This is a genomic window from Ramlibacter cellulosilyticus, assembly GCF_014297465.1.
Taxonomy (GTDB): Bacteria; Pseudomonadota; Gammaproteobacteria; order Burkholderiales; family Burkholderiaceae_C; genus Ramlibacter; species Ramlibacter cellulosilyticus.
Genome location: NZ_JACORT010000016.1, coordinates 33588 through 48530 on the forward strand (window position 1 = coordinate 33588; position 14943 = coordinate 48530).

Genomic DNA, 14943 nt, shown 5'->3' on the forward strand with positions numbered 1-14943 from the left:
CTCAGGGAAGGGCGTAGGGCCCGAAGCTCTGGCTGGCGAAGCGCAGCGTGAGCCGGTTGTCCGTGCCGACGTTCGCGCTGACCGCCGACGTTCCGATGGTGGCGTTGGTCGTGATGGGCATCGACCGCAGGACCGTGCCGCCCGCTGCCTTGTCCAGGAAGGTCGCCATCGCGTTGCCCGTGCCGGACTGCGGCGCAGCGGTCACCACCAGCAGGAGCGTGCCGTCCGGGCTGCGCAGGAAGCGCGGCTGGTAGTTCTCCGAATAGGGCGCAGGCAGGCGCGGGACCCGCACCGGGGCGGCCACAGGCGACGCCTGGTAGTTGCTGCCGCTCTCCAGGTCCCGCAGGTACACCCGCGGCACGGAACTGCCGTTGCCGTGGAACACCAGGCCGGTGGAACAAAGGCTGAAGCCGGCGCCGCCGATGTTGCCGAGGGTGAGCGTGATGGTCCCACCCCGTTGCTGCACGGCCGGACTGACGCCGGCGAGCGACGGAGCAGCCGCGCTGGTGCCGACGCTGACCTTGAAGCTGTCCTGCGCGGGAGCGACGCCGCTCGCCGTGCCGCGCGCAGTCGCGGTGAAAGTCCCCGTGCCTGCCGTCGCCGAGGCAGTCAAGGTCACGCCCGCAGTCGATCCGGCCACGCTGAGGGAAGAGGGCGAAGCCGTGACGCCGGACGGCAGCGTGAACGTCACGTTCACCGGTCCGGTGAAGGTGCCCTGCCGCGCGACCGAGACCGTGGCCTGGCGGCTCCCGCCGCGTGCCAGCGCCACGGGATCGGGCGAGACGGCCAGCGTGAAGGAGCCGGGCGGTGGCGTGCCCGAACACGCAGGCGTGCCGTAGGTCCGGAACAGGTAGTCGTTGGCGCCGTCGCCGTAGCCGCCGAGGAAGTAGTTCCCGCCCGGATAGGGATTGCCGGTCTGGTACTTCCACCAGAAGATCGCGGTGGGCGCGCTCAATTGCAGCGCGACCCACTGCGCGGGCACCGGCACGCCGCCGCCGGGCATCATGAAGGTCACCCAGCCGTCCACCCCTTCGGCTACGTCCTGCGATACCTGGGCGAGCGTCTTGACGCTCGTCATGGCATTCCAGTCCAGCACCATGAGGGTGACCTTGTCTCCGCCCTTGCCGCGGTTGCCGGTCATCAGGTTCACGTCGACACGGGTAGGCAGCCGAGCGTGGGCGAGATCGTCTGCACTGCACGGCCCTGGAACTGGTTGGCCCCGCCGCCCCAGTTGGCCGGCGCGTTCTGCTGGTCCAGCGTGTCCGCCCGCACGCCGCGCGCGGCAAGTCCCGCGGCCAGCAGGAACAACACGGCCACGAGGCCGTGCAGGAGCCGGCGCAGCGCATGCCGTGCCGCCTTGTGCCGGCCCGGCCGGCGATCGTGCGTCTTGTCCATCCCGTACCTCCTCGATCCGGAGAACATAGGAGGCAGGCGCGACGCGACGTTGCGCTGGATCAGGCAGGAGCAGCGCGGCGGTCCGGATCCGGGAAAGGGGAAGCGGCGGGATGGGAGGTACAGGGGACCCATCGACCGCTGGCTTTTGCCTATGCAGTGCCAGAACCATCCATATTATTCGACATAATACGCATCGTATCAGTGTGATGGGTGGTTACGGTGAGGCCCCAGGCACGGCAATTCCTTGTACAAAGCCCGTCGCTGGACCGGTCCCCGGCCAGCCGCCACACCTACAAGGGAGATCCCATGCTGCTTCCCACGCGACTGTCCCTCGTCGCCGTCTTCGCCGTCCTCGCGGGCTGCGCGTCCCAATCCACCGTGCCCGCCGGCCCGCCCGGCAAGCATCTCGTCTACCGGGACGGCAGCGGCAACGTCATCCGCCAGTTCGACTATCCGGACGATGCCTTCTGCCGCCGGGTCGAAGCGCTGGCCGGACGCGCCGCCCGTTGCCAGGCCGAACCCGCCGCCGGCATGCAGGCCCGCGCCACGCTGCGCTACAACCCGCCCGGCGTCCTGGTCCAGGGCCACTACGCCGACATGGCGCGTTGCCGCGCCGACACCAGCTCCATGTCTCCCGGCGTGGAACTGATCAACGCCTGCAGCGCCCAGTAAGCATGCACCGGCCGCCGCCGGTTACCTGAAGTTCCGGCGGCAAGTCCCCGTCACCATTTGCCTTTCGGCTGACGGTTGCGGATCGCCGCGGCGATCAGTTCGGCCGCGTCGGGCCGGTTCGCGCGCTGCGCGAAGTCCACGGCCGACATTCCCAGTTCGTTGCGCATCACCGGGTCCGCGCCGGCCTCCAGCAGCAGCCGCACGGCCGCCGTGGAGCCGTACATGGCGGCCATCATCAGCGGCGTCGTCTTGTTCGGCGACTCCGCGTCGATGAAGGCGTGTTCGTCCAGGAGCATCAGCATGATCTCCAGGTGGCCGCCGGTCGCCGCGTAATGCAGCGGCGCCCATCCGGGCTTGTTGACGTCGGCGTCGCGGGCGATCAGCTTGCGCACCAGTTCCTTGTGCCCCTTCAGGGCCGCGATCATGAGCGGGCTTTCGTCCTTGGCGCTGCGCCATTCCACCTTCGTCTTCGGCCAGTCGACCAGCGCCTCCGCTGCCTTCAGCGAGCCTTCCTGCAAGGCCAGGAAGAGGCCCTGCCGGCCCGAGGGATCGATCGTGTTCGGGTCGAAACCGCGCCGCAGGAGCTCGTTGATCGCCTTCGGGTCGTCGCGCTTGATCGCCTGGAAGAAGTCTTCGTACGACCCGGCATGGGCAGCAGAAAACGCAATCGCCAGAAGGAGATACAGGACGAACTTCAGGTGATTTCTCATGCTTGCACGCCCCGGAAGAGCGCCTCGAAATTGCGGCTGGTGGCCTCGCCCACGGCCTCCACGGACAACCCTCGCAGTTCCGCGACCTGCCTGGCCACGTAGGGCACGTAGGCCGGGTTGTTCACCTTGCCCCGGTAAGGCACGGGGGCGAGGTAAGGGCTGTCGGTCTCGATCAGCATGCGGTCCATCGGAACGAATTTCGCCACCTCGCGCAGGTCGGCGGCACTCTTGAACGTGAGGATGCCGGAAAACGAGATGTGGAAGCCCAGGTCCAGCGCCGCCCGCGCGACGTCCATGGTCTCCGTGAAGCAGTGGAAGACGCCCCCCGCGGACCCGGCGGAGCCGTCCTCGCCCTCCTCCTTCAGGATCGCCACGGTGTCGCCGGAAGCCGAACGCGTGTGGATGATCAGCGGCTTGCGGCAGGCCTGCGCGGCGCGGATGTGGACGCGGAAGCGCTCCCGCTGCCATTCCATGTCGGCCACCGTGCGGCCGCCCTTGCGGCCTTCCATGTCGTAGTAGTCCAGGCCGGTCTCGCCGATGCCGACCACCCTGGGGCGCGCGGCGAGTTCCAGCAGCGTCTCCACCGACGGTTCGGCCAGGTTCTCCGTATCGGGATGCACGCCCGCCGACGCCCAGAAGTTGTCGTAGCCCATGGCGAGCGCGTGCACGTCCTCGAATTCCTCCAGGGTCGTGCAGATGCACAGGGCGCGGTCGACCTTCGCGTCGGCCATGGCCTGGCGGATCTGGGGCAGCTGGGACTGGAGCTCGGGGAAGCTGAGGTGGCAGTGGGAGTCGACGAACATGGCGGCAAAAGCGAAAACGCCGCGCGGCGGGGCCGGGCGGCGCTGCAAGGATGGATTCTAGGGAAGCTAGATGGTCTGCGTCGGGCGCTCGGAAGCCAGGTGGCCGCCGAGGATCTCCTCGATCTTCACCTTCAGCAGCTTGGACTTGTCGTCCGAGGGGAACCGCACGCCGACGCCCTGGGTGCGGTTGGCGGCGGCGCGCGCCGGCGTGACCCAGGCGACCTTGCCGGCGACCGGATAGCGCTGCGGGTCGTCCGGCAGCGACAGCAGGACGTACACGTCGTCGCCGAGCTTGTAGTCGCGCGAGGTCGGGATGAACACGCCGCCATCCGCGAACAGCGGGATATAGGCGGCGTAGAGCGCCGCCTTTTCCTTGATGGCGAGCTGGATGACGCTCGGACGCGGTGTGGCGCCGGCGGCGGCTGCGGGGGCGGGTGCGGTGGCCATGGTCAGGCTGTCGAGTTTAGGGCCGTCCTCGCCTGGGCCACAAGGTCCTCGAGCATCAGTCCGGCGTTGAAAGGATGGTCGACCGTGCGGGAAGTCGCGGCCAGGCTGCGCCACCACGCGGTCAGCGCGGGCAGCGAAGCGGCAGAAGGCAGGTCGGCAGCCTCGAAAAAGCGCGGTTGGGCGCCGGATCGCAGCGCCAGCAGGTCGTGGCACAGCTTCTGGAAGGCCTGGACGACCTGCGCCGGGCCCCAATCCGCCAGCGGCCCGATGTCGCCCCGGACCAACGCCTTGGGCCATTGGGACCAGGTCCGGGCGTCGAGTCCGGCGGCGTGCAGCCGCAGGGCGTCTTCGGGACGGCCGCCTGCCGCCTTCAGCAATCCCGCCGCCGCGGGGCCGGGCACGCCCTGCTCCTGCAACCACGCGATCGCTTCGGCAGGTTCGGGCCAGGCGAGGGTGTGGCCCAGGCAGCGGCTGCGGATGGTCGGCAGCAGCTGGTGCGCCGCCTCCGTGGAGAGCACGAAGCGCACGTCGCCGGGCGGCTCCTCCAGCGTCTTGAGCAGCGCGTTGGCCGTGACCTGGTTCATGTCCTCGGCGGGATAGACCATCACCACCTTGCCGCGGCCGCGGCCGCTGGTGCGCTGCGCGAACTCCAGCGCGTCGCGCATCGCGTCGACGCGGATCTCGCGGCTGGCCTTGCGCTTCTTGTCGTCGATGTCCGCCTGCGCCTTCTCGCCGAGCGGCCAGCCCAGCTCCAGCATGAAGGTCTCGGGCATCAGCACCGCGAGGTCCGTGTGCGAGCGCACCTCCACCTGGTGGCAGCTGTCGCAGTGCCCGCAGGCGCCTTCGGGCGTCGGCTGGTCGCACAGCCAGGCTTGCGCGAGCGACAGCGCGAGCTGGTACTGCCCGAGCCCGGACGGCCCGTGCAGCAGCCAGGCATGCCCGCGCTGCGCGAGCAGCTGCTGCAACTGGGCGCGGATCCACGGGGCGGTCACAGCACCCCCCTCTTCCGCAAGCCCTCTTCCACGTCTTGCCAGACCTGGTCGCGCGGCTGGTCGGCAGCTACCCGCAGGAAGCGGCCGGGATCCGCTTTTGCGCGCGCCGCATAGCCTCCCGCCACGCGCTCGAAGAATGCCTGCGGCTGCGATTCGAACCTGTCCGGCACGCGGGCTCCTGCCAGGCGCTGCGCCGCGACGGCCGCGGGCAGGTCGAACCACACCGTGACATCGGGCTGGCGCAAGGGCGTCGCCGGCACGGACTGCACCCAGCGCTCCAGCGTGGCGAGCACGTCGAGGTCGAAGCCGCGGCCGCCGCCCTGGTAGGCGAAGGTCGCGTCGGTGAAACGGTCGCACAGCACGACGTCGCCGCGCGCGAGCGCCGGCTCGATCACCTGCTGCAGGTGGTCGCGGCGCGCCGCGAACATCAGCAGCGCCTCGGTCAGCGGGTCCATCGGGTCGTTGAGCGCCAGCGCCCGCAGCTTCTCCGCCAGCGGCGTGCCGCCCGGTTCCCGCGTCAGCACCACGGTGCGTCCGCGCGCGCGCAGCGCCTGCGCCAGCGCCTCGATGTGCGTCGACTTCCCGGCACCGTCGATGCCCTCGAAGCTGAGGAAAAGCCCGCTCATTTCCCGCGCTGGTACTTGTTGACCGCGTTGTTGTGCTCGTCCAGCGAGCCGCTGAAATGGCTGCTGCCGTCGCCCTTGGCCACGAAGTACAGGAAGTTGCCGGCCGCCGGCTGCACCGCGGCCAGCAGCGAGGCCTTGCCGGGCATGGCGATCGGCGTGGGCGGCAGGCCGGGGCGCAGGTAGGTGTTGTAGGGCGAGTCGGTCTGCAGGTCCACCTTGCGCAGGTTGCCGTCGAAGCGCTCGCCCAGGCCGTAGATCACCGTCGGGTCGGTCTGCAGCGGCATGCCGGTGCGCAGGCGGTTCTGGAACACCGCGGCGATGAGCGTGCGGTCCGCCGCCTTGCCCGTTTCCTTCTCGACGATGCTGGCGAGGATCAGGGCCTCCTCCGGCGTCTTCAGGATGGATTGCTGCGAGCGCTGCGCCCAGGCCTCGGCGAGGCGCTTGTCCATGGCGCGCAGCGCGCGCTGCAGCACCTTCACGTCGCTCGAACCCTTGGAGTAGGTGTAGGTGTCCGGGAAGAAGCGGCCCTCGGGCGCCACGCCCGGCCGCCCCAGCGTCTTCATGAGGTCGGCGTCGCTCATCTGCGCCGTGTCGGGCCGCAGCTGCTCCGCCTTGGCCAGCGCGGCGCGCACCTGCCGCCAGTTCCAGCCTTCGACCAGCGTCACGGCGCGCAGCGACTCCTCGCCGCGGGCCAGCTTGTCCAGCAGCCGCATGGGCGTGATGCCGCGCTCCAGCTCGTAGCTGCCGGCCTTGATGCGCTGGGCTTCGCCGGAGACGCGGAACCAGGCGAACAGGACGCGCGGGTCCACCTCCACGCCGGCGTCGCGCACGGCCTGGGCCACGCCGCGCGGCAACGTGCCGGGCTCGATGGAAAGGTCCAGCGATGCGGCGTTGCCGCGCAGCGGCAGCGGATGCTGCAGCCACCACCAGCCGGCCGCGGCGGCGCCGAGGGCGGCGAGCAGGGCCAGCAGGAACACGGTTCTGAAAAAGCGGCGCACGTCCCTGCTTCGTCTGGTGGAAAGTCCCGGCCATGATAATTCAGCCCATGTCGTATCCCTTCCACGGTGTCGCTTCCCTGCCCCACCTCGGCGTGATCCGGGCGCAAGGCGAGGACGCGGCCAGGTTCCTGCACGGCCAGCTCACGCAGGATTTCGCCCTCCTCGGCGCCGGTGAAGCCCGGCTGGCCGCCTTCTGCAACGCCAAGGGCCGCATGCTGGCCAGCTTCGTGGCCTTCAAGCGGGCCGACGACGAGATCCTGCTCGTGTGCAGCCGGGACGTCCTGCCGGCCACGCTCAAGCGCCTGTCCATGTTCGTGCTGCGCGCCAAGGCGAAGCTCAGCGATGCCTCGGCCGATTTCGAGCTGCGCGGCATCGCGGGCGAAGCCGGCGGCGGCGCGCCCTGGTCGCTCACCCGCGAAGGCGAAGCGGTCCGCATCCAGCTCTATCCGGCGGACGGCCAGTCGCGCGCGCTGTGGGTGGCGCCTGCCGGCACGCCCGCTCCGGCGGGCCCTGCCCTGGATCCCGCGACGTGGCTCTGGGGCGAGGTGCGCAGCGGCATCGCGCGCATCACCGCGCTCGTCGTCGAGGCGTTCGTGCCGCAGATGCTCAACTACGAGTCGGTGGGCGGCGTGAACTTCAAGAAGGGCTGCTATCCGGGCCAGGAAGTCGTGGCGCGCAGCCAGTTCCGCGGCACCCTGAAGCGCCGCGCCTTCATTGCGCACGCGGATGCGGAACTCGCCGCTGGCCAGGAAGTGTTCCAGGCGGCCGACGCCGAGCAGCCCGCCGGCCTGGTGGCGCTGGCCGCGCCGGCGCCCGGCGGCGGCTGGGACGCGATCGTTTCGCTGCAGCTTTCCGCCGCGGAGGCGGGCGACCTGCACGCGCAACGCGCCGACGGCCCGGCGCTCACGTTGCTGCCCCTGCCCTACCTGCTGCTGGCCGACGTCTGAGCCGCGAGGCGCACGCGCGCCCGCAGCAGGGACTGCGCGAGCGCATGCCGCCCCGCGCGCTGCGCGAGCACGTACGACGTGTTCAGGAGTTCGTCGTCGACGATGCCTTCGGCCAGCGCCGCCTGCGCCCGCTCCAGGGCCAGCGGTTCCTGGCCGGATCGCGCCAGCAGCAGCACTTCCAGCGCGCGCACCGAGGCCGCGCGCGGCTGCACGGCGCGCGCGCGCTCCAGGAAGGCCATGGCTTCCTCGTGCCTGCCCAGCGCGTCGTAGCCGCGCGCCACGTTCGTGAGCAGCGCGACGACGTCGGGCCGCGAAGCGAGCACGCTTTCCCAGACCCAGATGGCGTCGGCCCAGTCGCCCCACCGCGCCATTTCGTCGCCGACCATGGGCGTCACCTTGCGGTAGTGCGGGTTGATCGCGACCCCTTCGCGCACCAGCCGCAGGACCTCCGCCTTCACGGGAGCGAGGCCGGGGTCGCGCGGATCGGGTGACGCGGCGATGCCCAGCGCGAGGCGCGTGGCAGCCACCAGCCGGCTTTCGGCCCGCACCGCCTGCACCGTGACGTAGGTGGCGAGCGCGAGGCAGGCCACCGACGCCAGCGCAGCCACGGAAGCGATGCCGGGCGACCAGCGCAGCGGGCGCACGAGGCGGCCGGATGCGCTGGCCAGGCGCGCGTCCGAGGCGGCCAGCCCGCCCACGCACACCGCGAACAGCAGGCCCGTCGCGGCCAGCCGCCAGGGGAAGCCGATGTTGCTGACCACGAGCAGGGCGAGCAGGCTCGCGAGGAACACGGCGCGGCCGGGCCGCTCCGCGTCCGCTTCCGGCCCGCCGCCGCGCAGCGTGCGCCAGGCGGCCTGCAGCAGCCACGCGGAAAGCAGCAGCAGGAAGATCCAGCCCACGAGGCCGTACTCCGCGACGAGCTGCAGGAACTCGTTGTGCACGTAGTAGTCGGTCTCGACCTGCGCGCCTTCGGACTGGTAGGGCGGGATGGCGCTTTCCCAGGCGCCGGCCCCGACGCCGCCCAGCGGCCGGTCCGCGATCACGCGCAGGGTGTCCCGCCACATCACCATGCGCACGTTGAGCGAGTGGTCCGAGGGCTGGATCGACTGCGCCCGGTGCAGCCCGCGCGCAAGCGGCGTCGCCCCGTAGCCCTCCTCCACGATCGCGCGGTTGCCGCTGGGGATGCTGCCCAGCACCAGCACCGTGCCCACCAGCACGCCCAGCGCGGCGGCGCGTTGCCGCAGCGGCCACCTCGCGCATTCCAGTCGATCGCCGCAGCGCCAGGCGGCCAGCGGCAGCACGACCCCGGCCAGCAGCCACATGGCGATCAGCGCGCCGCGGGTGCCCGTCATGCACAGCGCGGTGACGACGAAGCCGGTGCTGGCGGCCAGCAGCACCGTGGCACGCACGCTGCGCGCCTGCGCGAGCAGCAGCCCCGCGAACGGCAGCGTGCACACCGCGAACTCGGCGAAGAAGTTGCGATTGACGAAGGTGGAGGCCGGCTGCGGGCCTTGGGGGAAGAGCGCCAGCGCGCCCCAGAACTGCCACGCGGTCCACGCGGAGGCGATCACCGCGCCGGCATGCACGCACCACGCCAGCAAGGGCAGGCGCTCGCGCGAGAAGGTGTTCAGCGCGAGCCAGGCCGCGACCGTGAACACGAACCAGCGCACCGCCTCCACGCCCGCGAGCCAGGTGTGCGACCAGGCCATGCTGCCCAGGGCATAGGCGCAAAGCAGCGCGGGCAGCCACAGCGCGGCGTGCCAGAGCGGAGGCTCGCCGGAGGCACGCCGCTGCCACACGAACACGAGCGCGCCCAGCAGGGCTGCGAAGGCAGCGATGGCGGACTTGAGCGTGTCCTGCAACAGCTCCTCGGTGGTGGCTCCCAGCGCAGGCGCCAGCAGCAGGCCGGCGGCCAGCAAGGCGAGCGCGGCACCCTCGCCGCTCCGGGAACGATCCGTCACGCGAGGGGCAAGGAGCTCGTCATCGTGATGTGCGGGATGCCGGCTTCGTCGTACGGCTCGCCCTGCGGCTGGAAGCCCATGCGCGCGTAGAACTCGCGCGCCGTGCGCTGCGCGTGCAGCTCGATGCCCTTGTCGCCGCGGCGCTGCGCCTGCGCGGCCAGCGCGCGCAGCACCTGCTCGCCGAAGCCGCGGCCGCGCAGCACCTGGTGCACGGCCATGCGGCCGATCTTGGCGGTGCCGTCCTGCGCCGGGAGCAGGCGACCGGTCGCCACGGGCTGGCCGAGCCGGTTGTACGCCACGGCGTGCACGGAGCGGGCATCGTCCTCGTCCCATTCGAGGTCGGCGGGGATGCGCTGCTCGCGCACGAACACCTCGGTGCGGATGCGGCCCGCATCCTCGCCGAGCTCGGCCCAGTTGCCCGTCTTCACCTGCAACATGTCCTCGCCCTTCTCGTAGCCGAGGAGCACGTCGCGCAGCGCTTGCGGCACGGGGCGCGACGTCTGCGTGGCCGGGTCGGCGAACACGTAGACCAGCTCGCAGGTGATCAGGAGGTCCTCGCCGCGGAAGATGGCGCCCAGGAACTGCATGGAGGAATTGCCGATGCGCGCGCACTTCAGGGCGACGTCCAGCCGGTCGTCCATGCGGGCGGAGGCGTGGAACTCCACCGTCGCCTTCTTGACGTACAGGTCGCCCTGCAGCTGGTGCATTGCCTCCTCGTACGGCATCGCGAGCGCCCGCCAGTAGTCGGCCACCGCGGTGTCGAAGTACATCAGGTAGTGGGCATTGAAGACGATCTTCTGCATGTCCACCTCGGCCCAGCGGACCCGCAGCTTGTGGAAGAACCGGAAATCGTCTCTCTTCATGCCTGCCATGCGTGTTGCAGGGCCGCCGCGGCATCCGCGTGCGCCTGCCGGGCTTCCGGCAGCGCGCGGCCCATCTTGATGAATTCGTGCGTGACGCCGCGGTAGATCTCCAGGTCCACCACGACGCCGGCTGCGCGCAGTTTATCCGCGTAGTGCAGCCCGTCGTCGCACAGGGGGTCGCATTCGGCGAGGCCGAACCACGCCGGTGCGACGCCTTCCACGTCGGGCGTGTTCAGCGGCGCGAAGCGCCAGTCGTCGCGCGCCGCCTCCGCGATGTACTGGCCGAAGAAGTACTCGATGTGGGCCTGCTCCAGAACCACGCCTTCGTGGTACCGGCGGTGCGACGGCGCCTCCTGGCGGGCGGCGCAGCCGGGATAGAAGAGGAGTTGCAGGGCCACCGGCAGCCCAGCGTCGCGCGCGAGCATGGCACAGACGGTCGCGAGGGTGCCACCGGCACTGTCGCCTCCCAGGGCAAGGCGGCTGCCGTCCAGGCCGAGGGCGGCAGCTTCGCGGGCCACGGACTGCACCGCGTCCCACGCGTCCTCCACCGCCGTCGGGAAACGGTGCTCCGGCGCCAGCCGGTAGCCTACCGACACCACGGCACAGCCGCCGTCGCGCGCCAGCACGCGGCACAAGGTGTCGTGGCTGGCGATGCTGCCGATGGTGAAGCCGCCGCCATGGAAGTAGACCAGCACCGGCAGCCTGCCTTCCGAGGGCGCGTACAGCCGCGCGGGGATGCTGTCGCCGTCGCGCGTGGGGATGCGCAGGTCCTGCACCCGCGCCAGTTCCGGCCGGGGCACTTCCAGCACGCCCGCACCGGCCTCGTAGGCCGCGCGTGCCTGCGCGGGCGGCAGGCGGTACAGCGGCGTGTGCCCCGCGCGGGCCATGCGCTCCAGCACCGAACGCATGGCCGGTGTCAGTTCGGGAAACTGCGGAAGGAATGTCACGTGGAAGGCAGCGCTTCGGGCGGCGCCCGGATTAAAGTCAGCCATCCATCCTAAGGGACGCCGCGTCATGGCCCTCATCTACTACGTCACCCAGATCCAGTTCGAGTTCGGCGCCATCCGGCTGCTGAAGCAGGAATGCGAGCGCGTCGGCATCCGCAAGCCGCTGGTGGTCACCGACACGGGCGTGCGCGCCGCCGGCGTGCTGCAGAAGGCGCTGGATGCCCTCGAAGGCGTGCCGCACGCCGTCTTCGACCAGACACCGTCGAACCCGACGGAAGCGGCCGTGCGCGCCGCCACCGGGATCTACAAGTCCCAGGGGTGCGACGGGCTCGTCGCCGTGGGCGGCGGCTCGGCCATCGACTGCGCCAAGGGCGTGGCGATCGCCGCCACGCACGAAGGCCCGCTCACCCGCTACGCGACCATCGAAGGCGGCTCGCCGCGCATCACGGAAAAAGTCGCCCCGCTGATCGCGGTGCCCACCACCAGCGGCACGGGCAGCGAAGTGGCGCGCGGCGCGATCATCATCGTCGACGACCACCGCAAGCTGGGCTTCCATTCCTGGCACCTGGTGCCGAAGACGGCGATCTGCGACCCCGAGCTCACCCTCGGCCTGCCGCCCAAGCTGACGGCCGCGACCGGCATGGATGCCATCGCGCATTGCATGGAGACCTTCATGTCGTCGGCCTTCAACCCGCCCGCCGACGGCATCGCGCTCGACGGGCTGGAGCGCGGCTGGGCCAACATCGAGCGCGCCACCCGGGACGGCAGCGACCGCGAGGCACGCCTGAACCTGATGAGCGCGTCCATGCAGGGCGCGATGGCCTTCCAGAAGGGACTGGGCTGCGTGCACTCGCTGAGCCACAGCCTGGGCGGCGTCGATCCGCGGCTGCACCACGGCACGCTGAACGCGATGTTCCTGCCGGCGGTGGTGCGCTTCAACGCGCAGGCGCCTTCCGTGCAGAAGGACCGCCGCCTCGACCGCATGGCGCGCGCCATGGGCTTGCGCTCCGGCAACGACATCCCCGACGCGATCCGCGACATGAACGCCCGCCTGGGCCTGCCCTCGGGCCTGGCCGCGATGGGCGTGCAACGCGCGCAGTTCGACGAGATCATCAAGGGCGCGATGGCCGACCACTGCCACAAGACGAACCCGCGCGAAGCGAGCCGGGAGGATTACGTGGAGATGCTGGAGGCGTCGCTCTGAGAGCGTGCGGATCGCTGGGGTGCGCTGCGCGCAACCCAGCCTACGAAGGCGGCGCGCAACGGGCGTGGTGATCGCTGGGGTGCGCTGCGCGCAACCCAGCCTACGAAGAAGCGCACGAGGCCCGTAGGCTGGGTTGCGCGCAGCGCACCCCAGCGTTACAACGCCTCCACCCTCCCCACCTCCGGCCTCTCGAGCCACTCCGCGAATTCCTCCGCCAGCCGCCGGCTCGCACTCGCCGCCGCCGTCCAGTCCCGGATCCGCGCCGGCAAATCCTGCCCGTACCGTGCGAAATCCGTCCGGTCCGGCAGTTTCGCGTTCGGCAGCGTCCGCACCCATTCCGGGTCCGGCGCCAGCACGATCATGCGATCCAGGAACGCCGTGGCCCGGTGCCGCCACTTGAGGCCCTTGTCCAGCCATCCCGGCACCACCGCCTTCTGGAAGTGCGGATAGAGCACGAGCCCGGGTCCCGGGCCGCAGTCGTACTTCAGGTGCAGGTGGTAGTCCGTGATGCCGCCGTCCCAATACGCGCCGGGCGGTGCGCCGGGGATGTCGTGCACCGCCTGCAGCACGAAGGGGATGGAGCAACTGGCCTGCAGCGCCGGCTGGAAGTTCGCGTCCGTCAGCAGCACCTGCCGCGTCGGGAAGTCACCGGTGGCGAAAGGCAGCGGACACGGCGTGCCCTGCTCCGGCGCGGAGAACACCACGCGCTCCAGCCAGGCGCCCATCGCCTTGCGGTGCACGGTGTTGCTCACGAAGGCGCCGAGATACCCCAGCGGCGTCGCGATGCGGTGCTCGCGCCCGAGCAGGTGCCGGCCGCGCGCCGTCACGATGTGCAGCCGGAACCGCGGATGCGTCAGCACTTCCTCGATGCGACCGCCATAGAACGCTTCCAGCCCTTCGGCGAAGCGCTGCGACACGTGCGCCGCCGTGGGCGCGCGCCGGCCCGGCGGCAGGTCGTAGTTCTGGGCGATGTAGTCGCGCTCCAGCCGCTCGAAGGCCTGCACCGGTTCGCGCAGGCAGGCCGTGGCCATGCGCCACGCGCCGATGGAAGCGCCGACGAGGTGGATGGTGTGGTCGGTGGCGGGCAGCCACTGGCCGAAGAGGAAGCGGTCCAGGGGACCGAGGATCAGTCCCTTGGGGCCGCCCGCCGCGGCCGGGACGACGCCGACATCGCCCGCGCGCAACCCGTGCTGTTCGATGTGCCGGCGCGCGAGAGGGCCGGCGTAGATGCGCAAGGCTCGCATCGGCGCGATTCTACGGAGCGCGCGAAGTCAGCCGAAGGCGATGGCGATCGCGCCCATGCCGGCGAGCAGGTAGGCCGCGGCCCAGCCGAGCCAGCCGTAGCGCACGCGCGGCTGCTTCTGGGGCACCGGCTCCGCCTCGTTGCGCAGCAGGCGCTGCAGGCCGGCGGTGGAGTCGAACAGCGGCGACAGGCCCAGTCCCTCGGGCGGCCGCTCGATCAGCTGCGTGCTGTCGGCGGCGAGCGTGGACGCGTACGGGTCCGAGGACGATGGCGCGGCCGACGCAACGGGGCGCGAACGGCTCGCCACGGCACGGCATTGCGTCAGGTCGCGGGCCATCTCCGCGGCGTCCTGGTAGCGCTCGTTCGGGTTCTTCTGCATGGCCCGCGCGATCACGAGGTCGACCGACCCCGGCACTTCCGGGCGCAGTTCGGTCAGCGCCGTGGGCGGCGACCGCATGATCGCGTTGAGCAGCGCCCCGAGGTTTTCCGCCGAGAACGCGGGCTGCCCCGAGAGCATCTCGTACAGCAGCACGCCGAGCGAGAAGATGTCGCTGCGGTGGTCCACCGGGTGGCCGCCCACCTGCTCGGGCGACATGTACTTGGGCGAGCCCATCATCGTGCCGCTCTGCGTGCGCACGTCCGAGGACTTCATGCGGGCGATGCCGAAGTCCATGATCTTGGCGTGCCGCTCCGCCAGCAGCATGATGTTGCCCGGCTTCACGTCGCGGTGGACCACGCCGCGCGCATGCGCGACCGACAGCGCCGATGCAACCTGCGCCGCGATGTCCAGCGCCTCGTCGATCGGCATCGGGCCGGCCTGCATCCGGTCCTTCAGCTCGGTGCCTTCGAGCAGCTCCATGGCGATGTACAGCCAGTCGCCTTCGCGCCCGAGGTCGTGGATGGTGATGATGCCCGGGTGGTTCAGCCCGCCCGCGGCCTTCGCTTCCTGGATGAAGCGCGCCTCGAGGTTGCGGCGCTCCGCGGAGTTCTCCTCCTCGGGCAACAGAAGCGTCTTCACCGCGACCTGCCGCTGCAGCGACGCGTCCTCGGCGAGGTAAACGACGCCCATGGCGCCGCGACCGAGCTCGCGCACGACGCGGTAGCGGCCGAAATGGGTGACGGGGGGCGTGTTCAC

At 70.9% G+C, this 14943-nt stretch carries 16 protein-coding genes; 3 read left to right on the forward strand and 13 right to left on the reverse strand.

The window, feature by feature from the left end; genetic code table 11:
• Position 1: 1 nt before the first annotated feature.
• Together H8N03_RS25045 and H8N03_RS25050 are read right to left on the reverse strand one after the other, a co-directional pair.
• Positions 2-1150 carry a hypothetical protein gene (locus H8N03_RS25045; RefSeq protein ID WP_187078975.1) on the reverse strand — a complete coding sequence of 383 codons (1149 nt, stop codon included), beginning with the start codon at positions 1148-1150 and terminating at the stop codon, positions 2-4.
• On the reverse strand, positions 1147-1395 hold the full coding sequence (locus H8N03_RS25050) for a hypothetical protein (RefSeq protein ID WP_187078976.1): 249 nt from the start codon (positions 1393-1395) through the stop codon (positions 1147-1149). The genes H8N03_RS25045 and H8N03_RS25050 overlap by 4 nt, the downstream gene beginning before the upstream one ends.
• A 306-nt stretch (positions 1396-1701) precedes the next feature.
• On the opposite strand from H8N03_RS25050, the gene H8N03_RS25055 reads away from it, so the two are divergent.
• Positions 1702-2067, forward strand: coding sequence for a hypothetical protein (locus tag H8N03_RS25055; RefSeq protein ID WP_187078977.1), 366 nt, complete (start codon positions 1702-1704; stop codon positions 2065-2067).
• A gap of 50 nt (positions 2068-2117) precedes the next feature.
• Here the strand turns inward: H8N03_RS25055 and H8N03_RS25060 are convergent, their stop codons facing one another.
• The 6 genes from H8N03_RS25060 to mltG all read right to left on the reverse strand — a co-directional run bounded on the left by H8N03_RS25060 (position 2118) and on the right by mltG (position 6643).
• On the reverse strand, positions 2118-2777 hold the full coding sequence (locus H8N03_RS25060; RefSeq protein WP_187078978.1) for an ankyrin repeat domain-containing protein: 660 nt from the start codon (positions 2775-2777) through the stop codon (positions 2118-2120).
• Positions 2774-3580, reverse strand: a complete 807-nt coding sequence (locus tag H8N03_RS25065; RefSeq protein ID WP_187078979.1) for a TatD family hydrolase — start codon at positions 3578-3580, stop codon at positions 2774-2776. Before H8N03_RS25065 ends, H8N03_RS25060 begins: the two co-directional genes overlap by 4 nt.
• Positions 3581-3646: 66 nt before the next feature.
• Positions 3647-4027, reverse strand: coding sequence for a PilZ domain-containing protein (locus H8N03_RS25070; RefSeq protein ID WP_187078980.1), 381 nt, complete (start codon positions 4025-4027; stop codon positions 3647-3649).
• 2 nt (positions 4028-4029) lie between these two features.
• Positions 4030-5019, reverse strand: coding sequence for a DNA polymerase III delta subunit-related protein (locus tag H8N03_RS25075; protein ID WP_187078981.1), 990 nt, complete (start codon positions 5017-5019; stop codon positions 4030-4032).
• Entirely contained in the window at positions 5016-5645 is a 630-nt protein-coding gene (gene tmk, locus H8N03_RS25080) for a dTMP kinase (RefSeq protein ID WP_187078982.1), read from the reverse strand. Before tmk ends, H8N03_RS25075 begins: the two co-directional genes overlap by 4 nt.
• Complete coding sequence (mltG, locus tag H8N03_RS25085; RefSeq protein ID WP_187078983.1) at positions 5642-6643, reverse strand: endolytic transglycosylase MltG; 1002 nt, start codon at positions 6641-6643, stop codon at positions 5642-5644. Before mltG ends, tmk begins: the two co-directional genes overlap by 4 nt.
• 47 nt (positions 6644-6690) lie before the next feature.
• Here mltG and ygfZ point away from each other — a divergent pair, with 47 nt between their 5' ends.
• The gene (gene ygfZ / locus H8N03_RS25090) at positions 6691-7590 is read left to right on the forward strand and encodes a CAF17-like 4Fe-4S cluster assembly/insertion protein YgfZ (RefSeq protein WP_187078984.1); all 900 of its coding nucleotides are present in this window, start codon (positions 6691-6693) and stop codon (positions 7588-7590) included.
• Here ygfZ and H8N03_RS25095 read toward each other — a convergent pair.
• Genes H8N03_RS25095 through H8N03_RS25105 form a run of 3 tightly spaced genes read right to left on the reverse strand, consistent with a single transcriptional unit; the run spans position 7566 to position 11322 of the window.
• Positions 7566-9551 carry an O-antigen ligase family protein gene (locus H8N03_RS25095; protein WP_187078985.1) on the reverse strand — a complete coding sequence of 662 codons (1986 nt, stop codon included), beginning with the start codon at positions 9549-9551 and terminating at the stop codon, positions 7566-7568. The genes ygfZ and H8N03_RS25095 overlap by 25 nt on opposite strands.
• Entirely contained in the window at positions 9548-10414 is an 867-nt protein-coding gene (locus H8N03_RS25100) for a YbgC/FadM family acyl-CoA thioesterase (protein ID WP_187078986.1), read from the reverse strand. Before H8N03_RS25100 ends, H8N03_RS25095 begins: the two co-directional genes overlap by 4 nt.
• A complete protein-coding gene (locus tag H8N03_RS25105; RefSeq protein WP_255428392.1) occupies positions 10411-11322 on the reverse strand; it encodes an alpha/beta hydrolase in 912 nt (303 codons plus the stop codon). Before H8N03_RS25105 ends, H8N03_RS25100 begins: the two co-directional genes overlap by 4 nt.
• 106 nt (positions 11323-11428) lie before the next feature.
• Between H8N03_RS25105 and gbd the strand changes: the two genes are divergently transcribed.
• On the forward strand, positions 11429-12565 hold the full coding sequence (gene gbd / locus H8N03_RS25110) for a 4-hydroxybutyrate dehydrogenase (protein WP_187078988.1): 1137 nt from the start codon (positions 11429-11431) through the stop codon (positions 12563-12565).
• 155 nt (positions 12566-12720) lie between these two features.
• Here gbd and H8N03_RS25115 read toward each other — a convergent pair whose 3' ends face one another.
• A complete protein-coding gene (locus tag H8N03_RS25115; protein WP_187078989.1) occupies positions 12721-13809 on the reverse strand; it encodes a patatin-like phospholipase family protein in 1089 nt (362 codons plus the stop codon).
• A 27-nt stretch (positions 13810-13836) separates the two neighbouring features.
• Positions 13837-14943: a serine/threonine-protein kinase gene (locus H8N03_RS25120; RefSeq protein ID WP_187078990.1), complete on the reverse strand. Its 1107-nt coding sequence runs from the start codon at positions 14941-14943 to the stop codon at positions 13837-13839.